Here is a 23,029-nt window from a genome sequence, read left to right as displayed (position 1 = left end):
CAGCCTAGGGTTGGGCCATGGCGCCTCCGACCTCGGGACACGTGCGGGGCGCCCTCGTGACCGCGACGACGGCGTTCGTCGCCCTCGTCGGCGGCTGGACCTGGGCCGCGATGCAGCAGCCCGACGGCTACGACCCGGTGCGCGAGTCGATCAGCGCACTTGGCGCCTCCGAGACGCCGCACCGGTGGATCATGACGGCCGCGCTCGTGCTCACCGGTGTCGCGCACGTCGGCTCGGCCCTGCTCCTGCCGGGGCTGCGCCGCGCCGGCCGCTGGGTGCTGGCCGCGGCCGGGGTCGCCACTGCGCTGGTCGCCCTCGTCCCGCTTCCGTCGCGCGCCGAGGGGTCGGCCGTCCACACCGCCGTCGCCGCGCTGAGCTTCGTGCTCCTCGCGGTGTGGCCGTGGTTCGGCGCCGACGCGCGCGCCACCCGGCTGCTGCGTCCGACGGCCGCCCGGCCCGCCTCGGTCCTCCTCCTCCTGCTCGTCGCGTCGCTGCCGCTCGGGGTGCGCAACGGGCTCCCGTTCGGTGCCCACGAGCGTGCCGTCGCGGGGCTGCTCGCCGCCTGGCCGCTGGCGACGGCCGCCGTCGCGTGGTGGGCGATGGGCCACCGCGTCGGCGACAGGAGGGCACGGCGCGTCGTCACCGTCGCGCTGCTCACCGTCGCGTGTGCCGCGGGTGGCGTCGCGGCCACCCGACTCGCCCCCGCCACCGCCGAGACGACGCACTACTCCGCGCAGGTCCAGCTGTCGATGGACCCGCGCGACTCGACCAGGCTCGTCGCCCGCACCCTCTTCGGCGACATCGACGTCGGCTTCACCGGCCTCGCCCCCGGCATCGAGGCGACCCCGCAGGTCAAGGCGTCGATCGCCGATCTCCTCAGCCGTCCGAAGATCACCGTCTCGAGCCTCCAGCCCGGCCCTCTCGAGCTCAACGCCGCGATCGTGCGGGCCGCCCGCGACGTCGGCATCCGCTTCGCCCTCGGCTCCCTCGGCGTCGCCGCCCTCTGGATCCTCGTCCGGGCGCTCGTCCGGCGGCGACGTCCGGGCGGCTGGGCCTGGGCCGGGGCCACCACCGCCTGGGTCGTCGCGTGCGGCGCGACCGGGCTGGGCATGTGGCAGACCTACCAGCCCGAGCGGCAGCACGAGTTCACCTCGACCGGAGTGCTCGGCACGGTCCAGCGCAACCAGTCGCTGCTCTCCGACGTCGAGGCCCGCACGGCGCAGGTCTCGCCCTACCTGCGCAACCTCATCGCGCTGTCGTCGGCGCTGCAGGACAAGTACTCCCCGACCGAGCTCGCCCAGCCGACCGCCCTCCGGATCCTGCTCGTCTCCGACCTCCACGCCGGCAACCAGTACGCCCTCATGCGCACGATCGTCGAGGAGGAGGACATCGACCTCGTCGTCGACACCGGCGATCTCGTCAACTTCGGCACCGTCACCGAGGGCGAGGCGTCCGGCATGTTCTCGGGTATCGCCTCGGTCCCCGTCCCCTACGTCTTCGTCCGCGGCAACCACGACGCCACCTCGACGACGGACCGCGCGGTCCTCGACCGGATGGCGCGGATCCCCAACGTCGTCCTCCTCCAGCCCGACGACGAGACCTACACGGTCGTCGAGGCGGGCGGCATACGCATCGCCGGGTTCAACGACCCGCGGTGGTTCGGCGACGACGGCAAGCGGAGCAAGGACAAGCAGCAGCCGGCCAAGAGGGCCTTCGTCTCCGCGTTCGAGGAGCAGGACCCGCTCGACCTGCTCGTCTCGCACGAGCCGTGGGCGGTGCAGGACGTGCCCCGCGCCGACGTCGCCGTCAACGGCCACATGCACACGCCCGACCTCGAGGGGAACCGCATCCAGGCCGGCACGTTCACCGGCGGCGGCCCTCTCACCCACTTCGTCGGCAGCGAGAACGGCGAGGAGCTCATCGGCCAGCCGTCGGCCTTCGACGTCCTCAGCTTCGGCGAGACCTGCCGGCTCACCTCGGTGACCCGCTACCGCTACCGCAACGTCATCGAGGGGCGACCGGCATACGACGACGTCAGCCTCGTCAACGGGAGCCGCATCGACACCGGGACCGACGACCCCGAGCGGACGTGCGAGAAACCCGGGCCCGGCGCCGGTGTCCTCGACGCCCTCACCCTGACGAACGTCGCGGCCCAAGCCCCCGACGGGCAGTGATCGCGAGCAGACTGGCGCCATGGCCGACTTCACCGATTCAGAACGCGACACCGTCCGCGACGCCGCCTTCGGGGCGATCGCCCTCGTGAGCAGGGCCGACCCGGGCTTCCTCTCGAGCTTCAAGGAGAGCCTCGCGGGCTCCAAGGCCCTCGCTTCAGGCCCCAAGGAGATCACCGAGATCCTGCGCGGCGGTGGACTTCCCTCCCCACCCACCGGTGACCCCGCCGCCCGCGAGCAGGCCGTCATGGCCGGGCTGTCCCGGGCCAGGGACATCCTGGCGGCGAAGGGCGACGGATCCGCGGAGGCGTTCAAGGGGGTCATCCTCGAGGCCGCCCAAGCCGTCGCCGACGCCTCCGACGGAGTGAGCCCGGAGGAGCAGGCAGTGATCGACAAGGTCCGCGCCGCGCTGGCCTGACCACCTCGTATGCCGGTCAGCCGGCTTCCCGGGACCGGCTCGCCCGTGAGCTCTCCGGTCGCGTGAGCTCACGGGCGAGGCCGCGGACGAGGTGGCGGTCGATCCGGCCGTCGCCGAGACCCAGCTCGACGAGGGTGTCGAAGACGCGGCGGTCACGGCCGGCCGCGGCGATGCCCGCGTCGACGACCCGGGACGACCGCGAGAGCCGCGCCGCGAGCCACGTGTGGCGCAGGTGGGTGCCGAGGAGCCGGCGAACCTCGGTGCGGTGGACCCCGCCGGCGTCGGCAGGCCTACCGAGACGGACCGCTCGGGCGGCGGTGCGTCCGGCGAGGATCCCGGTCGCGACGGCGTAGTAGATGCCCTCGCCGGTCATCGGGTTGACGAGCCCGGCCGCGTCACCGGCGAGCAGCACCGGGCCGTCGGGCTGGTCCCAGAGCCAGGTGCTCAGCGGCAGGTGGTGACCGAGCCAGTCCCCACCGGTCGACGCCGCACCGGGGACGAGCTCCTCGAGCTGGTCGAGGAGCAGGCGTTTGCTCGGCGGCGTGCCGCCTTCCCCGGGCAGCAGCTCGCCGTAGCCGACGTTGACGAGCCCGTCACCGCGGTCGAACGCCCACGCGTAGGACGGCTGGCGTCGCGAGCCGTAGCGGATGACCTGCCGGCCGCGCGTCTCCGGCGTCACCGGGGCGTAGCCGCGGATGGCGAGCGCACGGGACTCGCGACGGGGCCCGAGCAGCCGTTCGCGGACGAGCGAGTGGGCCCCGTCCGCACCGACGACGACGCGGCCGGTGAGGTCGCCGAGGGCACCCGAGACGACGACCGGGTCGGTGGAGAGCGAGGTGACACGGTGACGTCGTAGCCGGGCCCCGGCCGCGACGGCCCGTTCGACGAGCCGGGCGTCGAGGACCGCGCGCGGGACGACGTGGACCCGTCGCGCCATGTCACCCTCGACCCGGACGTCGCCGTGCGAGAGCTCGAGCCGGGTGACCGGCGCCCAGTCGTCGACGACGTCGGCGGCACCGACCTCGGCGAGGGCGGTGAGCACGTGCGGGGCGATGCCGTCCCCGCAGGACTTGTCGCGCGGGAAGTCCGCGCGGTCGAGCAGGAGCACCCGGAGCGTCGGGTCCTCGGTGAGGGCACCGAGGGCCGCGGCCGAGCCGGCCGGACCGGCACCGACGACGATGACGTCGGCGTCGGCGTCCGTCACCTTGCCCCGGTTGCCGCTCATCGTCAGTCGGTCCGCAGGAGGTCGTCCCGCCACTCGGTGGCCTGCCGCTCACCCTCGCCTCGGGCCAGCTCCTCCTCGCGACCCCGCAGCTCGACCCGGCGGATCTTGCCCGAGATCGTCTTGGGCAGCTCCCCGAACTCGAGCCGGCGCACCCGCTGCCACGGCTGCAGGTGCTCGCGGGCGTGCGCGAGGATCGAGCGCGCGGTCTCCTCGTCGGGCTCGTGCCCCGGGGCGAGCACGACGTAGGCCTTGGGCACGGCGAGCCGCACCTCGTCGGGCGCCGGCACGACAGCCGCCTCGGCTACCGCCGGGTGCTCGATGAGCACCGACTCGAGCTCGAACGGGCTGATCTTGTAGTCGCTCGCCTTGAAGACGTCGTCGGTGCGTCCGACGTAGGTGATCCAGCCGTCCTCGTCGATGCTCGCCACGTCACCCGTGTGGTAGAAACCGTCGGCCATCGCCTCGGCGTTCCGCTCGGGGTCGCCCTGGTAGCCGGTCATGAGCGGCAGCGGCCGGGCGGCGAGGTCGAGGCACAGCTCGCCCTCGAAGACCACGCGCTGGCGCGCGTCGTCGTTCGTGGGGCCCGCCTCGAAGACCCCGCGCCGGCGCGCGGTCTCGTCCGTGGGGCCCGCTTCACCGGTCCCGACGACCCTCTCCCCCGTCGCCGGGTCGACGAGCACCACCGGGCAGCCGGGGAGCGGGCGGCCCATCGACCCGGGCTTGACCCTCGACCCGGGGGTGTTGCCGACGACGGCGGTCATCTCGGTCTGGCCGTAGCCGTCGCGCAGCGTGAGCCCCCACTTCTCCTGTACCTGTGCGATGACCTCGGGGTTGAGCGGCTCCCCCGCGCCGATGACCTCTCGCAGCGACCCCGGACCGGCGGACAGGTCGGTGTTGATGAGCATGCGCCACACCGTCGGCGGCGCGCAGAACGTCGTCACCTCGTGCTCGCGCAGCACGTCGAGCAGGGCAGCGGCGTCGAACCGGGTGTAGTTGTGCACGAGGATCGTCGCCTCCGCGATCCACGGGGCGAAGAAGCACGACCACGCGTGCTTGGCCCAGCCCGGAGAGCTGATGTTGAGATGCACGTCGCCCGGCTGCAGCCCGAGCCAGAAGACGGTCGACAGGTGCCCGAGCGGGTAGGACACCTGCGTGTGCTCGACGAGCTTGGGCCGGCTCGTCGTCCCGGACGTGAAGTAGAGTAGCAGGGGGTCCCCGGGAGCGGTTCCCGGGTGGGGCAGCGGAGGCGAGTCGACGGCATACGCGTCGTGAAGGTCGTGCCAGCCCTCCGCGGGACCGACGCTGATCCGGGTGACGTCGCCCGGGATGCCCGAGAGCTTGTCGACCTGCGAGGCATTGGTGATGACGTGGCGGGCGCCCCCGCGCGCGACCCGGTCCTCGAGGTCGGCGGCTCCGGCGGCGGAGGTCGTCGGCATGATGACGGCGCCGAGCTTCATCACGGCGAGCATGCAGTCCCAGAGCTCGACCTGGTTGTCGAGCATGAGGATGACCGGATCTCCCTGTGCCACACCGCGTTCGGCGAGCCAGTGTCCGACGCGGTCCGATCTGTTGGCCATCGCGTCGAAGGTGATCTCCCTCGAGCTCCCGTCCTCCTCGACGAGGACGAGCGCAGTGCGGTCGTTGCCGCGGGCGATGACGTCGAACCAGTCGACCGCCCAGTTGAACCGCTCGCCGAGGTCGGGGAAGGCGAAGTCCCGGACGGCCTCCTCGTGCTTCCCGCGCCAGCCGAGGATCCGGTCGCGTGCGGTCCGGTAGAGCTCGGTGGCCGGGTTCGCGGGCGCGGGCGTCGTCGTCATGCGCTCACCCTGCCTCGCCGGGAGGTCGCGCGCCAGCGCTCCCGCCGACTCGGTGCGTCAGGCGGGGCCGGAGCAGGCGGCGGTCCGGTATGCCGTGTGCTCACCCGGGCCCTTGCCACAGGACAGCGGCGCCGGCGGGAGTACCTCGGCGGTGACCTCGACCCACGTCGTCTCGGGCAGCGGGTCGTCGCCGATGACCTCGACCCGGGTGACGGTCTCGGAGACGACGTCGACGGTGCCGGGGCGCGCCGCCGTGACCGGTGCGGGTCCGTGCTCGGCGATCACCCAGCCGGTCGCCGCCTGGACGGCGGGCGACCACCGCGACAGGCCGCGGAGGTGCGTCGCGTCGACCTCGCCGGCGCGGTGGGAGCGCACGAGGTCGACGGCGTCGGCCATGTCGACCTTGCCGAAGCACGTGCCGTCGGGCATCGAGAGGAACGTCCCGGCGAACCGGTGACCGCTGAGGTGGGTGCACTCCCAGACCTCGTCGGGCCAGACCTTGGCGAGCGCGGCGGTGATCGGGCGGCCGCGCAGGGCGCAGCAGGCGTCGCGGGTGCCCTGGGTGCAGACCAGGAGCATCGGCTCGGCCAGCGACTCCGACTGTGCGAGCGGTGCGCCCATCGCGGCGACGGCGGCGCGCAGGTCCTCGCTCGTGCGCCAGGTGCCGGTGACCCAGGTCCCGTGGGCCGAGTCGACGGCATACCAGGAGGGAGCCTCGCCGGGAGCCCGCCGGCCGTGGCGGCGCACGAGGAGCGAGCGTCCCTGCAGCTCGGCGCACCCGGACTCGATGGCCGCGGCGAGGGACGGGGAGATCGGCGGGGTCTCGAGGTGGTTCTTGGCCCACGGCCCGGGGTGCTCGATGAGCAGCCAGCGGCGCGCCACCGGGGCGGTGCCGAGCATGGGCTCGTGGCTCGCGCGGGCGATGTTGGAGCAGCGACCGGATTCGGGACTCACGCGCCCGATGCTACGTCGGGGTGGCGCGTCGGCGGGTCGAGGGCTCAACCGCCGGCGCGGGTCTCGAGCAGGGCGTCGGCGGTGTCCGCGGTCGTGACGAGCGAGTCGATGAGGTCGCCCTTCACGGCCGCCGCGATGGCGTCGACCTTGTCGGCTCCGTGGGCGATGCCGATGACGTGGCGTATGCCGTGGAGCTGCTCCCCGGTGAGCCCGACGATCCGTGCGGTGAGGGGCGTCTCGACGACCGCCCCCTCGGCGTCGAAGAAGACGCCCGCGGCCTCGCCGACCGCTCCCGAGGAGGCCACCGCCTTGCGGTCCGCGGGCTTGAGCACGTCGTGGATCGTCGACGTCCCCGGCGCCCAGGCGCCGAGCCCGATGACGGCGAGAGTGACGTCGGCGACGTGGTCGAGGGCCTCCCGGACGGGCGGCTGACGACGCATGACCTCGGCGCTCGCCGCGTCGTCGAGCAGCAGGGGCGAGTAGAAGACGTGACGTCCGCCCCCGGCGATCCGGGCCGCGCGGCGGACGACGTCGACCGAGCTGCTGTCCTCCTCGGGCGTGACCATCGCGCCGCTCAGCTGGACGACCGGGATCCGCGGGAGCGACTCGAGCGCGTGGACCATCCGGCTCACCGACCGGCTCCATGGCAGGCCGAGGACGTCCTTGTCGGTGACGACCTCGCTGAGCAGGGCGGCCGCTGCCGCCGAGACGCCCGGGTCGGCCTGGCCGCCCGACCCCGGCACCACCACGCAGTGCACGAGCCCGAGCGCGTCGCGCAACCGGGCCGACCGGTCGGTGTCGATGCCGAGCGGCGAGACGACCTCGATCCGCACCATGCCGCTCGCGCGCGCCGCGTCGAGCAGGCGGGCCACCTTGAAGCGGCTGATGCCGAGCGACGTCGCGAGGTCGACCTTGGACTCGCCGTCGATGAGGTGACGACGCGCGACAGCCGCCGCGAGGACGGCTTCGGAGGGACCGAGGAGTTCAGCCACGTGCCACATCCTGCCCGGGTCGCGGGGTGCTCTGTGCCCGAGATCGACTGATTGCGAGTTCGCAGAGCTGCGAGCGAAGCGAGCCACTGTGCCAACTCGCAATCGGTCGCAGGCCGAGCCACCTGTTGACAGGGCGGCGTCGCTCCGACAGGCTCATGTGTGCAGCATACGCGCTCATTTGAGCAGAGCGAGTGCGGAACCCGGAGCAGACGACGAGAACGAGGCAACGATGCCCCCCACCGGATCGCCACTGGAGCCGACCGACACGACCGCCACCCGGCATACGCGACACCGACGACGGAGGGCGAGGGTGCTCGCCGTCGCGAGCGCAGCAGCACTGTCCGTCGGGCTCACCGGCTGCGCCGGCTGGGGCGGGGGCAGCGTCGGGGGCGGGGGCGCCGACTCGATCGACGTCCTCATGGTCAACAACCCGCAGATGGTCGACCTCCAGCAGCTCACGGCCAAGCACTTCACGGCCGAGACCGGCATCCGGGTCAACTTCACGGTGCTGCCCGAGAACGACGTGCGCGACAAGATCAGCCAGGAGTTCTCGAGCCAGGCGGGCCAGTACGACGTGGCCACCCTGAGCAACTTCGAGATCCCGATCTATGCCAAGGCCAAATGGATCGCGCCGATGGACGACTACATCGCGCAGGACACGGCCTTCGACCAGGCCGACATCCTCAAGCCGATGACGACGAGCCTGTCGAGCGACGGCAAGATCTACGGCCAGCCGTTCTACGGCGAGAGCTCGTTCCTCATGTACCGCAAGGACGTCCTCGAGGCCAAGGGCGTGACGATGCCCGAGAAGCCGACGTGGCAGGAGGTCGCGGACATCGCGGCCGAGGTCGACGGCGCCGAGCCGGGCATGAAGGGCATCTGCCTGCGCGGCCAGCCCGGCTGGGGCCAGCTCTTCGCACCGCTCACCACCGTGGTCAACACCTTCGGTGGCACGTGGTTCGAGGAGGACTGGACGCCCAGGGTCAACGCGCCCGAGTTCACCGAGGCGGTCCAGTTCTATGTCGACCTCGTCCGCGAGCACGGCGAGAACGGCGCCCCCCAGGCCGGCTTCACCGAGTGCCTCAACAACCTCGTCCAGGGCAACGTCGCCATGTGGTACGACGCGACCTCGGCCGCCGGCTCGCTCGAGGCCGACGACTCCCCCACCAAGGGCAAGTTCGGATACGCGCCCGCCCCCGTCGTCAAGACCGACTCCTCCGGCTGGCTCTACGCGTGGTCGTGGAGCATCCAGCAGGCGAGCGAGAAGAAGGACAACGCCTGGAAGTTCATCTCGTGGGCCTCGAGCAAGGAGTACGAGGAGCTCGTCGGTGAGGAGCTCGGGTGGACCCGCGTCCCCGCCGGCAAGCGCGCCTCGACCTACGAGAACCCCCAGTACCTCGAGGTCGCCAAGGCGTTCGCGGAGCCGACGAAGGCCGCCATCGAGGCAGCCGACCCGACCAACCCCGGCGCCCAGCCGCGACCGGCCATCGGCATCCAGTTCGTCGACATCCCCGAGTTCCCCGACCTCGGCACGCAGGTGAGTCAGGACGTCAGCTCGGCCATCGCCGGCCAGACGACGGTCAAGGAGGCGCTCGACAAGGGGCAGGAGCTCGCCGAGGACGTCGCCGAGCGCTACCAGAAGAGGAGCCAGGGATGAGTTCCGACGTCTCCGAGACCCGGGAGTCCGGTATGCCGGACGGTCCCGCCGAGCGCACCGGCGCACCTCGCGGACGCGAGCCGGGCGAGAACACCGAGCGCGCGACGCGGTTGGCCCGAGCAGGCGACTGGTCGCGGCGGGCACCGCTGCTGCCGGCGCTGATCTTCGTCATCGTCCTGACCCAGCTGCCGTTCATCGCAACGCTCGTCGTGTCGTTCATGAACTGGAACGCCTACTACCCCGACGAGCGCGGGTTCGCCGGGTTCGACAACTTCGCCCGGGTCTTCACCGACAGCAACACCCGCAGCGCCGTCCTCGTGACGATCCTGCTCACCGTGCTCGTCGTCGGCATCAGCCTCGTGCTCGGCATGGCCATCGCGCTGCTGCTCGACCGCAGGTTCCTGGGTCGCGGCATCGTCCGCACGCTCATGATCACACCGTTCCTCGTCGTTCCCGTCGCCGCGGCGCTGCTGTGGAAGCACGCGCTCTACAACCCCGAGTACGGCCTGCTCAACGGCACCCTGACGTTCCTCTTCGGCGACGACGCCCCCCAGCCGGACTGGATCAGCAACAACCCGCTCATCTCGATCGTCGCGGCGCTCGTCTGGCAGTGGACGCCGTTCATGATGCTCATCCTGCTGGCGGGCCTGCAGTCACGCCCGCTCGACGTCGTCGAGGCCGCGCGGATCGACGGCGCGAGCCCGTGGCAGATCTTCAGGAGCATGACGCTCCCGCACATGCGCCAGTACATCGAGCTGTCGGCGCTCCTCGGGGCGATCTACGTCGTGCAGAACTTCGACCACGTCTTCACGATCACGTCCGGTGGCCTCGGCACGGCGAACCTGCCGTACTTCATCTACCAGACCTTCTACACCGCCCAGGACTACGGACGCGCCTCCGCCGCGGGCGTCGTCGTCGTCATCGGCACGATCCTCATCGCGACCGCCGCGCTGAGAACCGCGTTCAGCCTGTTCAAGGAGGAGGGCCGATGAGCACCACTCGCGACAGTGCCACCGAGACCGTCGCCGGGGCCGCGGTGGCCGACCCGGCGCGCGAGCCGCAGGCGATCAACCACCGCAAGGACCCGAAGTCGCACATCCTGCTCACGCTCGCCGCATGGCTGTGCGGACTGCTCTTCGCCCTGCCCGTGGCCTGGATGATCCTCACCTCCTTCCACAAGGAGGAGGACGCGGCGACGAACCCGCCGAGCCTCTTCGCGCCGCTCAGCCTCGACGGCTACAAGGCGTTCTTCGACGCCGGACCGTGGCCGCCGCTGGCGAACTCGCTCACCGCGAGCGTCGTCTCGACGATCCTCGTCCTGCTGCTCGCGTTCCCCGCTGCCTACGCGCTGTCGATCCGACCGGTGAGGAAGTGGACCGACGTCCTCTTCTTCTTCCTGTCGACCAAGATGCTGCCGATCGTCGCGGGCATCCTGCCCATCTACCTCTTCGCGCAGAAGGTCAACCTGCTCGACAACATCTGGCTGCTCATCATCCTCTACACGTCGATGAACCTGCCGATCGCCGTGTGGATGCTGCGCTCCTTCCTCGCCGAGGTCCCCGTCGAGATGCTCGAGGCCGCCCAGGTCGACGGCGCCTCGCTCATGACGACGCTGCGCAAGGTCATCGCGCCGGTCGTCATGCCGGGCATCGCGGCGGCAGCGCTCATCTGCTTCATCTTCAGCTGGAACGAGCTGCTCCTCGCGCGCGTCCTCACCGGCACCGTTGCCGGAACGGCGCCGGTGTTCTTGACTGGGTTCGTGACCAGCCAGGGCCTCTTCCTCGCCAAGGTGTGTGCTGCGTCGTTCGTCGTCTCGCTCCCGGTGCTCGCCGCCGGGTTCGCGGCGCAGGACAAGCTCGTCCAAGGCCTGTCGATGGGTGCCGTCAAGTGAGCGCTGCACCCCCCTTGCGTCCGCACCTGTGGTGGCCAGAGCGTCACCCTGCCGGACGTTGCCGTATGCCGTCCGCGCACCTGCGCTTGCGTCCGCAACTGTGGTGGCCAGAGCGCCACCTTGCCGGACGCAAGGGTGAAAGGGTGGGCTCGTGAAGCTCAGCCAGGCAACGCTCGGCGACCTGCCCACGGAGGTGGGGCGGCCGGCATACGACCGGTCCGAGGTGACCCCGGGCATCGTGCACGTCGGTGTCGGTGGCTTCCACCGGGCGCACCAGGCGATGTATCTCGACGCACTCATGAACGAGGGCAAGGCGCTCGACTGGGGCATCGTCGGCGTCGGGCTCATGCCCGGCGACGCGAGGATGCGCGACGCGATGGCGGCGCAGGACAACCTCTACACGCTCGTCGTCAAGCACCCCGACGGGCACCTCGAACCGCGAGTCATCGGCTCGATGGTCGGCTACCTCTTCGCGCCCGACGACCCCTCTGCGGTCCTCGACGCGATGGTCGCCCCGGCCACGCGCATCGTGTCGCTCACCGTGACCGAGGGCGGCTACCACGTCAACCAGGTCACAGATGAGTTCGACGCGAACGACCCTGTGCTGCAGGCGGACCTGGCTGCCGACCTCGCCGGTGGAGACGCTCCGCAGAGCATGTTCGGCTTCGTCGTCGAGGCGGCGCGGCGCCGGCGCGAGGCGGGCACCGAGCCCTTCACGGTGATGTCGTGCGACAACCTGCCCGGCAACGGCGACGTCGCGAAGAAGATGATCGTCGCCTTCGCCCGGCTCCGGGACGAGGCCCTGGGCGAGTGGATCGAGGCCAACGTCGCCTTCCCCAACTGCATGGTCGACCGGATAACGCCGGTCACCTCGCAGGAGGACATCACGGCCCTCGCCGAGCAGTTCGGCGTCGAGGACGCCTGGCCGGTCGTCTGCGAGCCCTACACGCAGTGGGTGCTCGAGGACCACTTCCCCACGGGCCGACCGCCGTTCGAGGACGTCGACGTGCAGGTCGTCGACGACGTCGTCCCCTATGAGCTCATGAAGCTGCGTTTGCTCAATGCGAGCCACCAGGCCCTCTGCTACCTCGGCTACCTCTCCGGCTACCGCTATGCCCACGAGGTGGCGCAGGACCCGCTCTTCGCCGGCTTCCTCCTCGGCTACATGGAGGAGGAGGGGACCCCGACCCTGCCGGAGGTCCCCGGCGTGGACCTCAACGTCTACCGCCGCCAGCTCCTCGAACGCTTCGCCAACCCCGAGGTCCGCGACACCCTTGCCCGGCTCTGCGCCGAGAGCTCGGACCGGATCCCCAAGTGGCTCGTGCCCGTCATCCGCGCCAACCTCGAGTCCGGTGGCAGCTTCGAGCGGTCGGCACTCGTCGTCGCGTCGTGGGCGCGCTACGCCGAGGGGGTCGACGAGGACGGGCAGCCGATCGAGATCGTCGACCGCTTCAAGGACCGGGTCACCGCCGCCGCCCGCACCTACCCCGAGGACGAGCTCGGCTTCCTGCGCGACCGCGACTTCTTCGGCAGCCTCGTCGAGAGCGAGGCCTTCACGACGGCATACGCGGCGTTCCTCAAGTCGCTGCACGACAACGGTGCCCGCACGACCCTCGAGGACCTGGAGTCGAGTCGATGACGTCCGGCGGGCCGCTCGACTCGATGCGGGTGGCCGTGCTCACCGAGCCCGGCTCGATCGCCGTGCAGTCGCGCCCGGTCCCCTCGCCCGCGGCCGACGAGGTCCTCATCGAGGTCCGCTCCGTCGGGGTGTGCGGCTCGGACACGCACTACTTCGACCACGGCCGGATCGGCGACCACGTCGTCACCGGACCACTCGTCCTCGGGCACGAGAGCGCCGGGGTCATCGTGGCGGTCGGGGCCGACGTCGACCCCGCCCGCGTCGGCGAGCGAGTGGCGATCGAGCCGGGCGTGCCGTGCCGGTCGTGCGCGCAGTGCCTCTCGGGGCACTACAACCTCTGCCCCGACATGGTCTTCCACGCGACGCCGCCGGTCGACGGGACGCTCTCCGAGTACGTCACCCACCCGGCCGCCTTCGCCTTCGCCCTGCCCGACTCGGTGTCCCTCGACGAGGGGGCGATGCTCGAGCCTCTCTCCGTCGGCATCTGGGCGTGCCGCCGGGCCGGGGTCGCGCCCGGGGTGCGGGTGCTCGTCACCGGCGCCGGACCCGTCGGCCAGCTCGCCGCCCAGGTCGCCTCCGCCTACGGCGCGAGCGAGGTGGTCGTCGCCGACGTCAACGCGCACCGCCTCTCGGTCGCGCGCGACCTCGGCGCCACCCAGGTCGTCGACGTCACCTCCCGCTCCTTGGAGGACGCGTATGCCGGCCGCCCCGGTCCCGAGGTCGTCCTCGAGTGCTCGGGCCACGAGGGTTCGACGCAGGCGGCGATCCGGGTCGCGGCGCCGGCGGCGCGGGTCGTCCTCATCGGCATGGGTGGCGACACCCTCGCCCTCCCGCTCGGCGACGTCCAGAACCGCGAGCTGTGGGTGACCGGGGTCTTCCGCTACGCGAACACGTGGCCGACGGCGATCGACCTCGTCGCCTCGGGCCGGGTGCGGCTCGAACCACTGGCCACCGGGCACTTCGAGCTCGAGCAGACCGCGGCCGCCCTCACGGCCGCCCGCGACGACGCCACGGCCATCAAGTCCGTCATCCACCCCCACGGCCGTCCCGCGGGCGCGGGCACGGGCGCGGCCACGGACAGCACGACGGACGCCACTGAGGAGAGCGCGCACGCATGAGGCCTCGCACCATGCCTGCGGTACGTCTGCCCGGCGACAGCACCGTCGAACACGTCACCGTCGACGTGCCCACGCCCGGCCCCGGCCAGGTCCTGCTGCGGATGCGCGCCTCGGGCATCTGCGGCAGCGACATCCGGGCGATCTACCGCGATCACCTCGGCCACGGAGCCGAGGCCTACCAGGGCGTCGTCGCCGGTCACGAGCCCTGTGGTGACGTCGTCGAGCTCGGCCCCGGTGTGCGAACGCTTGAGGTCGGCGACGCGGTCGCGGTCTACCACATCACCGGCTGCGGCTCCTGCCGCGAGTGCCGGATCGGCTACCCCATCGGCTGCACGTCACCGGCGCGGGCCGCCCACGGCTGGCAGCGCGACGGCGGCCACGCCGACTTCATGCTCGCAGAGGCGGTGTCGTGCCTGAGGCTTCCCGAGGGCGTGACCCACGTCGACGGTGCGCTCGTCTCGTGCGGTTTCGGGACGGCATACGAGGGTCTGCTCCGAGGGCGCGTGAGCGGACGGGACCGGCTGCTCGTCACGGGACTCGGTCCGGTCGGCCTCGCTGCCGCGATGTTGGGGAAGCACCTCGGTGCGAGCACGGTCATCGGGCTCGAGCCCAACGCCGAACGCGCCTCTCTCGCAGAGGACCTCGACCTCGTCGACGTGGTCGTCACGAACCCCGCCGACCTCGCCGACGCCGTCGGAGACACGACCGGAGGACGCGGCTGCGAGGTGAGCATCGACTGCAGCGGCAACGCGCAGGCTCGACTGGCGGCACTGACCCACACCGCGGTGCGCGGGCGCTGCGTCATGGTCGGCGAGGGCGGCCGCATCGACTTCCCCGTCTCGGACCTGCTCATCCACCACCAGATCGACCTGCTCGGCTCGTGGGTGACCTCGCTCGGTCACATGGCCGAGCTGCTCGACCTCCTCGTGCGCTGGGGCGAGCATCCCGAACGCATTGTCTCGCACCGCTTCTCGCTCGCCGACACCAGCGAGGCGTATGCCGTCGCAGCAGCCGGCGCGTCCGGCAAGGTCGTCGTCACCTGGGACTGACGCCGTCGTTCCGGCGCGGCGAGTCCGCTCAGGGCATGCCCGGGCGACGGATCGAGTCGGCGGCCCAGTCGTCGGTGTTCGTGTAGGTCCGGGCGTTGCCGGTGAGCAGCGCCGACGTGCGGTGGACGGCCTTGGCGCCGGTGTCGAGGCTCGTCTCGCTCTTGCCCAGCTCGGCGTTGACCGCCGTCGCGAAGGTGCTCGCGGCCGAGACCTTGCCCAGGTCGCCCGCGCTCACGGTGATGCCGCCGACGAGGTCGGCGGCCCGCGTGAGAGGTCCTGCGGCCGTCTCGAGGTCCTTGGCCGCACCCTTGAGGGACTCGGGGTCGACGTCGATGTCCTCACTGAGCCCGAGGGCCTCGAGCGACGTGCGCGTCATGTAGGGGTTGGCCCAGAGGTCCTCGTCGTCCGAGCCGTCCGGCCCGTAGTGGTCGGCGCCGGACTCGTAGGTCGTGAGGATCTCGCCGTCGAGCTCGATGATGCCCTCGGACATGTAGGGCAGCTCGAACGCGTCGCCGCGCTCGCCGTTGCCGGGCTCGTCGTCCTGCCGCTCCTGCACGATGAGCCGGCCGGACTTGTCGCGTCCGAGTGAGGTGCTGAAGACGTACTCGCCGTCGCGGACGACGACGCCCTGGGCCTGAGGTGGCGTGTGGACGTAGCCGGCGCCTCCACCGAAGTCCATGTCCCGGACCCACCCCCCGTGGCCGTCGGAGACGTAGGCATAGAGCTTGCCGTCGTCGTCGGCGCCGTCGTGGGCGTTGCCGCCACCGCCGATGGTGTCGTGGTGGGTGCCGACGTAGAGGACGCCGTCCTTGACCGTGCCGTAGGCCCCGGCGCCGTCGGGCAGCTCCTTGGGCGGACCGATCGGGTCGACCGGCCGGTCGCCGCCCTTGTGCAGGTCGGAGGTGAGGTAGGTGAACACGTGCGAGGGGTTGCCGCTCGACGTGACGTAGGTGTACGTGCCGTCGGAGGCGACACCACCGGCGTGGTCGGGAGTCGGGATGTCGCCGTAGCCGCCGAGCTCGACGTCGACCATCTCCTGACCGGTCTTCGGGTCGACCATCGAGAGGACCGAGGGCTGGGCGCCGTCCTTGGAGTAGCTCGTCTGGATGATCCACCCTGTCGTCGGGTCGATGCCGAGGCCCTGCGGGATGAGTCCTCGGGTGTCGCCGCTCACGCCGAGGTTGGGGATGAGCGGCCCGAGGCCGCCACCGTGCTCGAGGAGCCAGTCGGCGGTCTTGTCCATGCCTCGCCGCAGCCACTCACGGGTGTCGGCGTCGAGCTCGTCGGTGTCGATCTTCTCGCCCTTGGCGAAGGCGGCGACGGTGGTGAGGTCGGCGTTGTAGTCGGCGGCGACCTGGACGAGGGCACTGTGGACGACGAGCGCGAGGAGGTCCTCGACGACGGTGTTGAGGCCGGCCGGGCGGTTGCGCCAGTGGTCGATGACGTTGCGCGCCCGGGTCTCCATCGACGAGCACTGGCTGGCAGCCGTCGTCAGTGCCGTCTGGATCCGCCCGAGGACGAAGTAGTTGACCTCGATGCCCTGGCTCACGCCTGCGGTCCGGACCTTGTAGCCGGCCGAGGCCGCGCTCGTCCATCTCGGGCGGTCGGCGGCCTCCTCGACGCGCGACGACGCCTCGTTGACCTTCTTCATCGCGTCGCCGACGACGTCCGCCTGGCCACGGACCGCTGACGGGTTCCCCGACACGAGGTCGCGGAACAGCTCCTCCGGGTCGACCACTGCGCTCCCTCCCTTGCGCCGGCCGCGGGCAGCGGCCGACCGACGCTCCCCGCATCCAAGCACGGACCGGACCGCTCGTCAGTGGGGAGCACTCCCCACCCACGCGGCGACGTCGGCAAGGATGGAGCCATGGCATCGAAGCAGCTCGTGGCCGGCGTCGACTCCTCCACCCAGTCCTGCAAGGTCGTCGTGTGCGACGCCGAGACCGGCGAGGTCGTCCGGCAGGGCCGTGCGCCGCACCCCGACGGGACCGAGGTCGACCCGCAGGCGTGGTGGACGGCATACGAGAGCGCGACCGCGGACGGGCTGCTCGACGACGTCTCGGCCCTCGCGGTCGGCGGCCAGCAGCACGGCATGGTGACGCTCGACGAGTCCGGTGAGGTCGTGCGGCCGGCCCTGCTGTGGAACGACACCCGGTCGGCGCAGGACGCCACGGACCTCATCGAGGAGTTCGGCGGGGCCGAACGCTGGGCGACCGAGGTGGGCGTCGTGCCGGTGGCCTCCTTCACGGTCACCAAGCTGCGGTGGCTGCGTCGCGCCGAGCCGGAGTCGCTCGACCGCACACGCACCTGCGTCCTCCCCCACGACTGGCTCACCGGGCGGATCCTCCAGCAGGGCAACGGGTTCGAGGGGTGGACGACCGACCGCGGCGACGCGTCGGGAACGGGCTACTGGTCGGCCGGCTCGAACGCCTACCTGCCCGGGCTGCTCGACCTCGCCGTCGGCCGGCAGGTCGAGGTGCCGCGCGTCCTCGGGCCCACCGAACCCGCCGGCCGCACCGAGGGCGGGATGGTGCTCGGCCCCGGCACCGGCGACAACGCCGGCGCGGCCCTCGGTCTCGGCCTGCGCCCCGGCGACGCCGTCATCTCGCTCGGCACGAGCGGCACGGCGTTCGCCCGGCACGACGCCGCCGTCGCGGACGCCTCGGGTGCCGTCGCCTCCTTCGCCGACGCCACCGGCGACTTCCTCCCGCTGCTCGCCACCCTCAACGCCGCCCGGGTCATGACGGCCGGCGCGTCGATGCTCGGCGTGGAGCTCGCCGATCTCGACCGGCTCGCCGCCAGCGCCCCCCGCGGCGCCGGCGGGCTCACCCTCCTGCCCTACCTCGACGGCGAGCGCACCCCGAACCTGCCGACCGCGTCGGGCACCCTCGCCGGGCTCACGCGCAGCAACGCCACCCCCGGGAACCTCGCCCGCGCCGTCGTCGAGGGCATGGTCGCCAACCTCGCCGAGGCCCTCGACGCCCTGCGGGGTCAGGGCGTCGACGTCGAGCGGGTGCTCCTCATCGGCGGTGCGGCGGCCTCGACGGCGGTCCGCGCGATGGCGGCCGACCTCTTCGGGGTGCCGGTGCACGTCCCCGCATCGGGTGAGTACGTCGCCCTCGGCGCCGCCCGCCAGGCCGCGGCGACCCTCACCGGCGAGGGCCTGCCCGAGTGGGAGGTGCGCACCGAGACCGTCGTCGAGCCGTCGGCCGACGCCGGGGACACCACGGCAGAGCTGCGCGGCCGCTACGCCGCGCTCCGCGAGCGCCTCCACGGCTGACCACACCCCCACTGTTTGCGCAGGAGCGACATCGGGCCCCGGTTCTGGGCCTCCTTCGTGTCGCTCCTGCGCAAGAAGTCGGGGAGGAGGCGCACCCGGGGGCACCTAGTCTGTGCGGGTGAGTGCCACCCTCGTCGCGAAGGACCTGTCCGGGGGTCACGCCCACCGCACCCTCTTCGAGCACCTCGACCTCACCGTCGCCCCGGGCGACGTCGTCGGGGTGGTCGGTGCCAACGGCGCCGGCAAGACGACGCTGCTCCGGCTGCTCGCCGGCGAGTCCGTCCCGCTCGCCGGCACCGTGAGCACCGCACCGAGCGACGCGTTCGTCGGCTGGCTGCCGCAGGAGCACGAGCGCCTCCCGGGCGAGACGGTGAGCGGCTACATCGCCCGGCGCACCGGCGCCACCGACGCCACCCACGCCATGGAGGTGGCCGCAGTCGAGCTGGCCGCCGGCACGCCCGGCGCGGACACGGCATACGCGACCGCCCTCGACCACTGGCTCGCGAGCGGCGCCCCGGACCTCGAGGACCGCATCCCGGCGGTCCTCGGCGAGCTCGGGCTCGACGTCGGCGGCGACGCCCTCATGACCTCGCTCTCCGGCGGGCAGGCGGCCCGCGCCGCGCTGGCCGCACTGCTGCTGAGCCGCTTCGACCTCGTCCTGCTCGACGAGCCCACCAACGACCTCGACCTCGCCGGGCTGGAGCGGCTCGAGGAGTTCGTCACCGGGCTGCGCGCCGGCGTCGTGCTCGTCTCGCACGACCGCGAGTTCCTGTCGCGGGTCGTCACCCGGGTCGTCGAGCTCGACCTCGCCCAGAACTCCGTGGCGGTCCACGACGGCGGCTACGACGCCTTCGTCGAGGAGCGCGAGATCGCCCGGCGGCACGCCCGCGAGGCCTACGAGGACTATGCCGAGACCAAGGCCGACCTCGAGTCGCGCGCCCGCACCCAGCGCGAGTGGAGCAGCAAGGGCGTGCGCAACGCGATGCGCAAGAGCCCCGACAACGACAAGATCCGGCGGGCGGCGAGCATCGACTCCGCCGAGAAGCAGGCGCGCAAGGTCCGGCAGATGGAGTCGCGCATCGCCCGGCTCGAGGAGGTCGAGGAGCCGCGCAAGGAGTGGGTGCTCCAGTTCTCGATCGGCAACGCCCCCCGGTCGAGCTCCGTCGTCGCCACGGTGACCGACGCGACCGTGCGCCGCGGCGACTTCGAGCTCGGGCCGGTGACCCTCCAGGTCGACGCCGGGGACCGCATCGGCATCACCGGGCCCAACGGCGCCGGCAAGACGACCCTGCTCGGCCTGCTGCTCGGTCGGCTCGAGCCCGACACCGGCCGGGCCGGCCTCGGCGCGAGCGTCGCCGTGGGCGTCATCGACCAGGCGCGGACCGGGCTGCGCGAGGACCTCACCCTCCACGACGCGTTCGGTGAGGTCGTGCCCGACCTCACGCCGGCCGACCGCCGGACGCTGCTCGCGAAGTTCGGGCTGCGTGCCGACCAGGTGACGAGCCTCGTCTCGCGCCTCTCGCCGGGCGAGCGCACCCGCGCCGCCATGGCCCTGCTCCAGGCGCGGGGGGTCAACGTCCTCGTGCTCGACGAGCCCACCAACCACCTCGACCTGCCGGCCATCGAGCAGCTCGAGGAGGCGCTGGCCGCCTACGACGGCACGCTGCTCCTCGTCTCCCACGACCGCCGGCTGCTCGACAACGTCGAGCTCGACCAGCGCTGGCACGTCGAGGCGGGTCGGGTCACTCGCCGCTGACGTCCGCCGGGACGAGGAGCCCCGCGAGGGCGAGCCGTCGCCTGAGTCGTGGGTCGAGGTCGCCGGCATCCCGTATGCCGTCGAGCACCTCCGCGACCGCGTCGCGATCGTCGGCCGACACCTCGAGACGGCCGACGCGGCTGACCAGGACCGGGCTGTCGCCGGCGTCCTCCCAGTGGGCCGCGAGGTGACGCCGGACCCGCCAGGTGGTGCCGCCCTGCTCGTCGTGGGTCGCGCGCTCGACCTGGTCGAGGACGCCCAGGGGCTCGGCCCGCTGCGCGGCGCGCACCTGCGGGCGCAGCGCCTCGACGACCTCGCCGACCGAGAGGTCGTGGAGCGCCTTGGCCACGAGGGAGCGCACGACCTCGGCGTCCTCGCCGAAGGCGACCTCGGAGCCGCTGGACCGTCCGGGGTCGACGGGCAGTGACCGTCTCGCCTCGACGTCGGCGCTGAGGCGGGCGCCGATCCGGCCGAGGACGGCGTCGACGAGGTGGCGCCGGGTCCAGGCGTGCACCCCGATGGTGAGGTGGATGCTCGTGCCGCCGAGCGCGGTCGCCGAGTGCAGCCAGCCACGCGGGAGGTAGAGGCAGTCGCCCGGGCGCAGGGTCTCCTCGAGGAAGGGCTCGCTCTGGGCGGCCTGCTCGACGGCTGCTCGGTGCCGCTCCCACGGCTGGTCGCGCAACGGAGCCTCGAGGACGGGTGGCCGGATGCGCCAGCGCTTCTCCCCCGCGACCTGGAGGACGAAGACGTCGTGCACGTCGTAGTGGTCGGAGAAGCCCTGGTTCTGCGGCGGCGTGACGTAGGCGTTGACCTGCACGGGGTGGCCGAGGTCGTCGGCCAGCGCCGCAGCGAAGTCCTGCACCGGCGCCCAGCTGCGGTGGAGCGCCTGCAGCACGAGCGTCGCTCCCCCGGCGAGCTCGCGCAGGACGCGGTCCTCGCTCAGCTGGTCGCCGATCCCGGCACCGACGCCTCCCCCGAGGGTGAAGGTCCGGTCCGCGAGCGTGGTGCCGTCCTTGGCCATCCGGGCGAACGGCGTACGCAGCGCGCGACGGGCGACGAGCTCGTCGACGGCGTCGGGACCGAAGAGGTCGGCGAAGTCGCGGGGCAGGTCGCTGCCCCGGGTGAGGAGGGGAGCACGCGACCACACGTGCTCCGCGAAGTCCGGCGCCGGCATACCGACGAGACGTGCGAGCGCAGGCGAGGCCGCGGCCGGGGACGACGTCCCCGACCGCGGCTCATCGTGCTGTTCGGTCACTGCGACCCGTCGGCTCCGCCGTCCGCGCCACCGTCCTGCTCGCCGTCAGTGCCGGACTCGCCGGCGCCGCTGTCCGCGGGTCCCTCGGCGTCGTCGCCCATGCCGCCGGAGTCACCCGAGCCGCTGACCGCGCCCATGGCGCCCTCGCCACCGTCGGCCCCGCCGTCAGCGCCACCATCGTGCGTCCCGGGCATGCCGGTCTCGGCACCGCTGTCGGCCGGCCCCTCGGCGCCGGAGATCTCGGAGTCGTCGGCGAGGCCGGAGCCGCCCGAGCTGTCCATGCCGGCCGAGTCGCCGGACGAGCCCATGCCGCCCGAGTCACCCTGCCCGCCGGTGTCGCCTCCGGAGCCGCCCTCGTCGCCCTGGCCCATGTTCAGGCCGCCCTCCGGGTCCGTTCCACTCTGGTCCTGCGTCATCGCGTACCTCCTGTGGTGTCCGGCACCGGACGGCGCCAGTTCTCCCTGTCTACTCCTCGACGGAGCACGCATCCCTCCGGAGCGTCAGGGCAGAATCGCAGGTCAGGCGGTCGAACCCGGCTCGAGCCTCGCGCCCGGCGCCACGTCTGCACCACGCGTCACTCGGCTGTCACGACCCATGAGGACGAGACGGTCGTCGCCGATCCGCGAGCCCGGCGGGGTCGCGCCCACGCGGGCGCGCTGCCCGATGACGCAGCCCGTGTCGAGGACCGACGCACGCACCTCGGCCCCGGCTTCGACGACGACGTCGGCGAAGACGACGCTGTCCTCGACCACCGCTCCCTTGGCGATGCGGACGCCGGGACCGATGACGCTGCGCACCACCGTGCCGGAGACGTCGGCGCCGGCGCTGACGACCGAGGCCGAGACCTCCGCCTCCTTGTGTATGCGGGCGGCGGGGAGCTCGGGCCAGCGAGTGAGGATCGGCCAGGCGGGGTCGTCGAGGACGTCGACCCGGCCCGCGAGCAGGTCGCGGTGCGCGGCGACGTACTCACTCGGGGTGCCGAGGTCGCGCCAGTAGCCGGGAAGGGCGAAGGCGTGCACCGCGCCCTCGTCGATGAGCCGCGGGATGAGGTGCTCGCCGAAGTCGCCGATGCCCGAGTCCGAGCCGTCCGAGGAGTCGACCCGCTCCGCGCGCAGGGCCTCCAGCGTCGTCGCGAGCCGCTCCGGCTGGTAGGCGAAGATCTCCGCCGCGATCGTCGAGGCGCCGGGGTCGTCCGGCTTGTAGTCGAGACCGGTGACGACGTCGCCGGGACCGACGCTGACGACCGCCTTGGAGGCCGCCTGCGACGCGCCGACCTCGGTCGTGACGACCGTGCACCACGAACCGGTGTCGAGGTGCTGGTCGACGACGTCGCGCAGGTCGAGCGAGAAGACCTGGTCTGCGCTGAGGACGACGACGACGTCCGCGCCGAAGTTCCGGATGGCGTCGAGGCTGCGGTAGAGGTCGTCGCCGTTGCCCTCGCTGAACCCCGCCTGGGACGCCGCCCCGCTGCCCTCCTCGGGCGAGAGCCACTGCAGCCCACCCCGGGTGCGGTCGAGGTCCCACGGCCGGCCTGCTGCGACGTGCCTGTGCAGGCTGGTCGAGAGGTACTGCACCGAGAGCCACACGTCGTTGACCCCGCTGTGCGACAAGGACGACAGGGCGAAGTCCACGAGCTGGTAGTGACCGGCATACGGGAGGGCGGGTTTGGCGCGCTCGCGCGTGAGAACGTCCATGCGGGAGCCCTGACCGCCCGCCTGGACGATGGCCAGCACCTTCGGTCGTCGCGCCATGGGGGCCACTCTGCCGCACGCATCACAGTCGATGCGGGGCACGTGCGGCATCGCCT

At 72.3% G+C, this 23,029-nt stretch carries 18 protein-coding genes; 10 read left to right on the top strand and 8 right to left on the bottom strand.

The annotated features are described in order from the left end of the window. Nucleotides 1–17: 17 nt before the first annotated feature. Both ACOJV7_RS09190 and ACOJV7_RS09185 read left to right on the top strand, forming a co-directional pair. Nucleotides 18–2,174, top strand: a complete 2,157-nt coding sequence (locus ACOJV7_RS09190) for a DUF998 domain-containing protein (protein WP_420189836.1) — start codon at nt 18–20, stop codon at nt 2,172–2,174. Nucleotides 2,175–2,193: 19 nt separating this feature from the next. Next, a complete protein-coding gene (locus tag ACOJV7_RS09185; protein ID WP_420189835.1) occupies nt 2,194–2,589 on the top strand; it encodes a hypothetical protein in 396 nt (131 codons plus the stop codon). A 16-nt stretch (nt 2,590–2,605) separates the two neighbouring features. Here the strand turns inward: ACOJV7_RS09185 and ACOJV7_RS09180 are convergent, their stop codons facing one another. Genes ACOJV7_RS09180 through ACOJV7_RS09165 form a run of 4 tightly spaced genes read right to left on the bottom strand, consistent with a single transcriptional unit; the run spans nt 2,606 to nt 7,577 of the window. After that, entirely contained in the window at nt 2,606–3,814 is a 1,209-nt protein-coding gene (locus tag ACOJV7_RS09180) for an NAD(P)/FAD-dependent oxidoreductase (RefSeq protein WP_420189834.1), read from the bottom strand. Between the two features lie 2 nt (nt 3,815–3,816). Beyond that, the gene (locus ACOJV7_RS09175) at nt 3,817–5,631 is read right to left on the bottom strand and encodes an AMP-binding protein (RefSeq protein WP_420189833.1); all 1,815 of its coding nucleotides are present in this window, start codon (nt 5,629–5,631) and stop codon (nt 3,817–3,819) included. A gap of 57 nt (nt 5,632–5,688) precedes the next feature. Beyond that, entirely contained in the window at nt 5,689–6,585 is an 897-nt protein-coding gene (locus tag ACOJV7_RS09170; protein ID WP_420189832.1) for a sucrase ferredoxin, read from the bottom strand. 44 nt (nt 6,586–6,629) lie between these two features. Continuing rightward, the gene (locus ACOJV7_RS09165) at nt 6,630–7,577 is read right to left on the bottom strand and encodes a sugar-binding transcriptional regulator (RefSeq protein ID WP_420189831.1); all 948 of its coding nucleotides are present in this window, start codon (nt 7,575–7,577) and stop codon (nt 6,630–6,632) included. A 229-nt stretch (nt 7,578–7,806) separates the two neighbouring features. Here ACOJV7_RS09165 and ACOJV7_RS09160 point away from each other — a divergent pair, with 229 nt between their 5' ends. The 6 genes from ACOJV7_RS09160 (at nt 7,807) to ACOJV7_RS09135 (ending at nt 14,931) form a co-directional block, all read left to right on the top strand. Then, a complete protein-coding gene (locus ACOJV7_RS09160) occupies nt 7,807–9,234 on the top strand; it encodes an ABC transporter substrate-binding protein (protein ID WP_420189830.1) in 1,428 nt (475 codons plus the stop codon). Nucleotides 9,235–9,266: 32 nt separating this feature from the next. Beyond that, nucleotides 9,267–10,226, top strand: coding sequence for a carbohydrate ABC transporter permease (locus tag ACOJV7_RS09155; protein WP_420190395.1), 960 nt, complete (start codon nt 9,267–9,269; stop codon nt 10,224–10,226). Beyond that, nucleotides 10,223–11,125: a carbohydrate ABC transporter permease gene (locus tag ACOJV7_RS09150; protein ID WP_420189829.1), complete on the top strand. Its 903-nt coding sequence runs from the start codon at nt 10,223–10,225 to the stop codon at nt 11,123–11,125. The genes ACOJV7_RS09155 and ACOJV7_RS09150 overlap by 4 nt, the downstream gene beginning before the upstream one ends. 151 nt (nt 11,126–11,276) lie before the next feature. Then, on the top strand, nt 11,277–12,764 hold the full coding sequence (locus ACOJV7_RS09145; RefSeq protein WP_420189828.1) for a mannitol dehydrogenase family protein: 1,488 nt from the start codon (nt 11,277–11,279) through the stop codon (nt 12,762–12,764). Next, a complete protein-coding gene (locus tag ACOJV7_RS09140) occupies nt 12,761–13,882 on the top strand; it encodes an NAD(P)-dependent alcohol dehydrogenase (protein WP_420189827.1) in 1,122 nt (373 codons plus the stop codon). Before ACOJV7_RS09145 ends, ACOJV7_RS09140 begins: the two co-directional genes overlap by 4 nt. 11 nt (nt 13,883–13,893) lie before the next feature. Continuing rightward, nucleotides 13,894–14,931: a zinc-dependent alcohol dehydrogenase family protein gene (locus ACOJV7_RS09135; RefSeq protein ID WP_420189826.1), complete on the top strand. Its 1,038-nt coding sequence runs from the start codon at nt 13,894–13,896 to the stop codon at nt 14,929–14,931. A 28-nt stretch (nt 14,932–14,959) separates the two neighbouring features. Here ACOJV7_RS09135 and ACOJV7_RS09130 read toward each other — a convergent pair whose 3' ends face one another. After that, nucleotides 14,960–16,669 carry a hypothetical protein gene (locus tag ACOJV7_RS09130; RefSeq protein ID WP_420189825.1) on the bottom strand — a complete coding sequence of 570 codons (1,710 nt, stop codon included), beginning with the start codon at nt 16,667–16,669 and terminating at the stop codon, nt 14,960–14,962. Between the two features lie 129 nt (nt 16,670–16,798). Here ACOJV7_RS09130 and xylB point away from each other — a divergent pair, with 129 nt between their 5' ends. Both xylB and ACOJV7_RS09120 read left to right on the top strand, forming a co-directional pair. Next, nucleotides 16,799–18,211, top strand: coding sequence for a xylulokinase (gene xylB / locus ACOJV7_RS09125; protein ID WP_420189824.1), 1,413 nt, complete (start codon nt 16,799–16,801; stop codon nt 18,209–18,211). A 118-nt stretch (nt 18,212–18,329) separates the two neighbouring features. Continuing rightward, nucleotides 18,330–19,967, top strand: a complete 1,638-nt coding sequence (locus ACOJV7_RS09120) for an ABC-F family ATP-binding cassette domain-containing protein (RefSeq protein ID WP_420189823.1) — start codon at nt 18,330–18,332, stop codon at nt 19,965–19,967. On the opposite strand, the gene ACOJV7_RS09115 is transcribed toward ACOJV7_RS09120, so the two are convergent. From ACOJV7_RS09115 to ACOJV7_RS09105, 3 genes are all read right to left on the bottom strand, one after another. Next, nucleotides 19,954–21,222, bottom strand: a complete 1,269-nt coding sequence (locus ACOJV7_RS09115; RefSeq protein ID WP_420189822.1) for a cupin domain-containing protein — start codon at nt 21,220–21,222, stop codon at nt 19,954–19,956. The genes ACOJV7_RS09120 and ACOJV7_RS09115 overlap by 14 nt on opposite strands. Then, complete coding sequence (locus tag ACOJV7_RS09110) at nt 21,219–21,638, bottom strand: BatC protein (protein ID WP_420189821.1); 420 nt, start codon at nt 21,636–21,638, stop codon at nt 21,219–21,221. Before ACOJV7_RS09110 ends, ACOJV7_RS09115 begins: the two co-directional genes overlap by 4 nt. A 102-nt stretch (nt 21,639–21,740) precedes the next feature. Beyond that, entirely contained in the window at nt 21,741–22,973 is a 1,233-nt protein-coding gene (locus ACOJV7_RS09105; RefSeq protein WP_420189820.1) for a glucose-1-phosphate adenylyltransferase family protein, read from the bottom strand. Nucleotides 22,974–23,029: the final 56 nt, after the last annotated feature.

This window comes from Knoellia tibetensis, assembly GCF_048606415.1.
GTDB lineage: Bacteria > Actinomycetota > Actinomycetes > Actinomycetales > Dermatophilaceae > Knoellia > Knoellia tibetensis.
Note: the sequence above shows the minus strand (reverse complement) of the source record. Positions and strands in the feature narration are given on the sequence as shown.